Below are 4,804 nucleotides of genomic sequence, written 5' to 3' on the forward strand. Positions count from 1 at the left end.
CTGGAGCGCCTTCTGAACACCCCGCCGCGGCGGGGCGGGCGCGGCCGGCACGGCGCGCCCCCGACCATGACAGACGATGAACAGCGAAATCACCCTGTCCCTGCCGCGTGAGGCCGCGGACAAGCTGCGCGGCGAGTTCGACCATTTCGTCCGGCTCTCCACGGGGCTGGACCGGCAGTTCGTGCCGCCCTCGTTCGAGGATTTCCTGCGTGCGCGCGTGATGCACCAGGACGGGCCGCTGACCGAGCGCGCGGTCACGCGCCTGCTGACCGGCGGCGAGTACGCCTGGGCCAAGCGCGTGTTCGACAAGCAACTGCCGCATGCGCTGGCCAATCTGATGCGCGATGCCGAACGCTTCGGCTTCGGCCTTGCGGTGCGCTCGGAATGGTCGCAGTCCGAACGGCTGGCGCAGGCGCGCAAGTGGGCGGTCGAGATTCTCGACCACGCCGGCGCCGATCCGGCGCTGGCCGATACGCTGGCAGAACACATCGCCAACGCGGCGATCGACGTGCGCACGATCGAAGAACAGATGCAGACGCCGGCCTGGCGTCTTGCCGACAGCCTGCGCCGGCGCGTCTACGACCTGCTGTATCTGGTGCAGACCGAGCGCGGCACTGGCGCCGCGCTGACCCGCCTGGGAGAGCTGCGCGCGATGGTGGGCCTGGCGCTCGACTACGGCGCGATCGACGCCCAGGAAGCGGGCCGCGTGATGGAGCAGATCGAGCACGCCCGGCCGCACCTGTTCCGCGACGAACCCGACGATGTATTCGCGCGGCTCGCCGCGTGGCTGCGCCGCGTCTTCAAGCCGATGCCGGCTGCGCCGTCAATGGTGGAAAGCGACAGGCGTTCGCCGTGAACGCGAAGCGTTTCCAGTAACACGGGAAACTCGACCGAAAACTGCGCTGAATCGCCTCCCAAGTGATTCTCGCAGCATGTCTGCTGTTACAGATTTGATTCAGATCACGTTACAAGGTTGTTACATCTGTCTGCGTCGTTTCGGCCATGTATCATCCGTACGACAATGCGCATCCCCAACGTAAGTAGGGATTGGCAGCGGCAGCCGATTGCCGATATAAAGCGGTCAGTCCATTTACATTCCGTAACATTTGTTACCAGATGTGCGTTTTGTAACTGGACCGGAGTAGTTCCGATCAGATGTAGTACCCGTCGCACACGCACTGAAACGATCTGGACGCCGGAGGTCTGCCACCGGTAAGCGCTGGACAAGCGGGCGAGGGTTCCTTGGTAGCGGGGATAAATTGGAAAGCAGTGAACTTCTGCAGGAGATCAGGGAGGTCAATCTCGCCTATCTGCTGCTCGCGCAACGCCTGGTGCGCGAAAACCAACTCGAAGCCATGTTCCGCCTGGGCGTCAGCAAGGAGATCGCTGACATCCTGGCCAAGCTGACGCCGGCTCAGCTGGTCAAGCTGGCGGCGTCCAACATGGTCCTGTGCCGATTCCGGTTCGACGATCACGCGTTGCTGTCCACGCTGACGCATACCGCCAAGAGCCACGATATGCAGCAGATCCACGCTGCGATCCTGCTCGCGCGGCAACCGGTGGAGTCGCTCAATTGAGCGCGCTGCTGCAGGCCCAACCGGCCCGGAGCTACACCGCCGCTCCGGCCGCCCCGCGCAAGAGCGTACTGCAGGATGCCAACCAGACGCAGCTCGCCATCGAGCTGATCGGCCTGGGTGCGCGCCTGCAGGTGCTCGAAGCCGAGACCACGCTGTCGCGCGACCGGCTGATCCGTCTGTACAAGGAACTGCGCGGCGTGTCCCCGCCCAAGGGCATGCTGCCGTTCTCGACGGACTGGTTCACGACCTGGCTGCCGAACATCCACTCGTCGCTGTTCTTCTCGGCCTACCAGTTCATGGTCGAGCAGGGCGAGGCGAGCGGCATTCGTGCCGTGGTCGCCGCATACCGGCTCTACCTCGAGCACGTGTCCCTGCTAGGCGGCGAAATTGTCTTAAGTTTTACGCGTGCCTGGACGTTAGTACGGTTCTTCGAGAGCAATATGCTGCAGCTTTCCAGTTGCACATGCTGCGGAGGACAGTTCGTCACACACGCCTACGAGCCGAACGCGAACTTCGTCTGCAGCCTGTGCCGGCCGCCATCGCGCGCGGGCAAGGCAAAGAAGCCCTCGAAGGACGCCACGCCAGCGCAACCCGCCTGATTCACGCCGGGCTTGCGCGGCGAGCCAGACCGAGGCGGCACGGCGCGCAGCTTGCCGTGTCTTCCGAGGTACGGCTCGCGCGTGTCCGACGCGTGTTTTTCTGACGGGGAATCGATCGTGCTAGTTGTTCTTGGCTATGTCGTCGTAGTGGCGGCGGTGCTTGGTGGATACGCCATGACTGGCGGCCACATGGGCGCGCTATATCAACCGGCAGAACTGGTGATCATTGGCGGCGCCGCGGTTGGCGCCTTCATCAGCGCCAACAGCGGCAAGGCGATCAAGGCGACCTTGCGCGCGCTGCCGCAGCTGCTCCGCAGCAGCAAATACAACAAGGCGCTGTACATGGAAGTGATGGCGCTGCTGTACGTGCTGCTGTCCAAGGCGCGCCGCGAGGGCATCCTGTTCCTCGAAAAGGAAATCGCCGATCCGGCCGCCAGCAGCGTCTTCAGCCAGTACCCGCGCATCCTCGCCGACCCGGCGATGATGGAATTCCTGACCGACTATCTGCGCATGATGGTCAACGGCAACATGAATGCCTTCGAGATCGAGGCCCTGATGGACCACGAGATCGAGACCTTCAAGCACGAGGCCGAAGTGCCCGCCCACGCGCTGGCGCGGGTCGGCGATGCGCTGCCGGCATTCGGCATCGTCGCCGCGGTGATGGGCGTGGTCCATGCGCTGGCCTCGGCCGACCTGCCGCCGTCGGTGCTGGGCGCGCTGATCGCGCATGCGATGGTCGGTACCTTCCTGGGCATCCTGCTTGCCTACGGCTTCGTCTCGCCGCTGGCCTCGCGCGTCGAGCATCAGGTTGCCGAGACGGTCAAGATGTATCAGTGCATCAAGGTCACGCTGCTGGCTTCGCTGAATGGCTACGCGCCGCTGGTCGCGGTCGAGTTCGGCCGCAAGGTGCTGTACTCGAGCGAGCGTCCGTCGTTCCTGGAACTGGACGACCACGTGCGCGAAGTCAAGAGCCTGACGTAAGCGCGTCGTCCAGGCAGTCCGCGAGCCAGTCCATTCGTCCGTCCAACGCAGGCCAAGCATGACCGATCACGCGCGCCCCATCGTCGTCCGACGCGTCGCCGCCCACGACAAGCCGCACGGCAACCACAGCTGGAAGATCGCCTACGCCGATTTCATGACGGCGATGATGGCCTTCTTCCTGGTGCTGTGGCTGCTGAGCACGTCGACGCCGAAGGACCTGGTGCAGGTGGCCGAGTACTTCCGCACGCCGCTGAAGGTCGCTATCGCCGGCGGCCAGAAGACCAGCGAGTCGCCGAGCGTGATTCCCGGCGGCGGCATCGATCCGGCCAGCAAGGACGGCGAAACGCGGCGCATGCGCGAGGACGACCCCCAATCGCTGCAGAAGCGCCGCGACCAGCTCGAGACCGAGCGGCTGCGCGCGCTGAAGCAGCGGCTCGAACAGCTGATCGAGAACAACCCGGTGCTGCGCCAGTTCCGTCCGCAGCTGCTGCTGGACATCACCAGCGAAGGGCTGCGCATCCAGATCCTCGATACGCAGAACCGGCCGATGTTCCGCACCGGCAAGGCGGTGGTCGAGCCGTACATGCGGGACATCCTGCGCGAGATCGGACCGGTGCTCAACGAGATGCCGAACAAGGTCAGCCTGTCGGGCCATACTGATTCGTCGACCTACATGAACGGCGAGCGCACCTATTCGAACTGGGAGCTGTCGGCCGACCGCGCCAACGCCTCGCGCCAGGAACTGATCGCTGGCGGCATGCAGGAGGGCAAGGTGCTGCGCGTGCTGGGCCTGGCCGCCACCATGCCGCTGGACAAGAAGGATTCGCTGGCGCCGGTCAACCGCCGCATCAGCATCGTGGTGCTGAACCAGCGCGCCCAGGCCCGCTTCGAGGCGGAGAACGCCAGCGCGGCCGACGTCGCGGTGCGCGCCAAGGCCGGCGAGTCGGCGCAGGCGCTGCAGCAGGGGATGGACGAGGCGACCGGCGCGTCGGCGGCGCGGGCGCAGTAGAAAGGCTTGCCCTCTCCCCCGGCCCCTCTCCCGCAAGCGGGAGGGGAGCGCCTTCCGCATGCCGAGGGTGTTCCCCTCTCCTGCACGCGGGCAAGGGGTAGGGAGAAGGGCAGCCGGCGCTTAAATCAGTAACAAAATTTAATAAGACCGTCGGCGAGGTCGATAACCAGCTGGTAACGGCTCAATGCTTAGCAATCAGTGATTCAGGACGGTCATGTCTGTCGATATCGATATCACGCAGTTCTACCAGACCTTCTTCGAGGAAGCGGAAGAGCTGCTCGTTGAAATGGAGCAGTTGCTGCTCGGCCTCGACATCGAGGCGCCCGACGCGGAAGACCTCAATGCGATCTTCCGCGCGGCGCATTCGATCAAGGGCGGGGCGGCGACCTTCGGCTTCAGCGCGCTGACCGAAACCACCCACCTGCTCGAGAATCTGCTGGACCGCACGCGCCGCCACGAACTGGCGTTGTCCAGGGCCATCATCGATACCTTTCTGGAAACCAAGGACGTGTTGCAAGACCAGCTCAACGCCTACCGCAACGGTACCGAACCCGATCCGCAGACCCTTGCGCGCATCTGTGCGGTGCTGCAGCAGCTGGCGTACGAGACCGGTGGCGAAGCACCGGCCCCCGCGCCGG

At 64.7% G+C, this 4,804-nt stretch carries 6 protein-coding genes; all 6 read left to right on the top strand.

Annotation, left to right across the window (positions count from 1 at the left end):
- The first annotated feature begins 76 nt into the window (after positions 1 to 76).
- The gene (locus B551_RS13365; RefSeq protein WP_006579235.1) at positions 77 to 856 is read left to right on the top strand and encodes a DUF4088 family protein; all 780 of its coding nucleotides are present in this window, start codon (positions 77 to 79) and stop codon (positions 854 to 856) included.
- A 403-nt stretch (positions 857 to 1,259) separates the two neighbouring features.
- A complete protein-coding gene (gene flhD, locus B551_RS13370) occupies positions 1,260 to 1,577 on the top strand; it encodes a flagellar transcriptional regulator FlhD (RefSeq protein ID WP_006579236.1) in 318 nt (105 codons plus the stop codon).
- Entirely contained in the window at positions 1,574 to 2,176 is a 603-nt protein-coding gene (gene flhC / locus B551_RS13375; protein ID WP_006579237.1) for a flagellar transcriptional regulator FlhC, read from the top strand. Before flhD ends, flhC begins: the two co-directional genes overlap by 4 nt.
- A 117-nt stretch (positions 2,177 to 2,293) precedes the next feature.
- Positions 2,294 to 3,157 (top strand): flagellar motor stator protein MotA, encoded by an 864-nt coding sequence (gene motA, locus B551_RS13380; RefSeq protein ID WP_006579238.1) that lies wholly within the window; start codon positions 2,294 to 2,296, stop codon positions 3,155 to 3,157.
- A 58-nt stretch (positions 3,158 to 3,215) separates the two neighbouring features.
- On the top strand, positions 3,216 to 4,166 hold the full coding sequence (gene motB, locus B551_RS13385) for a flagellar motor protein MotB (RefSeq protein WP_023264293.1): 951 nt from the start codon (positions 3,216 to 3,218) through the stop codon (positions 4,164 to 4,166).
- 214 nt (positions 4,167 to 4,380) lie between these two features.
- A partial coding sequence (locus tag B551_RS13390; RefSeq protein WP_023264294.1) for an Hpt domain-containing protein occupies positions 4,381 to 4,804 on the top strand: 424 nt, incomplete at its 3' end.

Source organism: Cupriavidus sp. HPC(L) (assembly GCF_000307735.3).
GTDB lineage: Bacteria > Pseudomonadota > Gammaproteobacteria > Burkholderiales > Burkholderiaceae > Cupriavidus.

Bases quoted from the DNA above. Each gene is read 5' to 3' on its own strand.
- B551_RS13365 (WP_006579235.1), top strand. From the start codon at position 77: ATGAACAGCGAAATCACCCTGTCCCTGCCGCGTGAGGCCGCGGACAAG.
- motB (WP_023264293.1), top strand. From the start codon at position 3,216: ATGACCGATCACGCGCGCCCCATCGTCGTCCGACGCGTCGCCGCCCAC.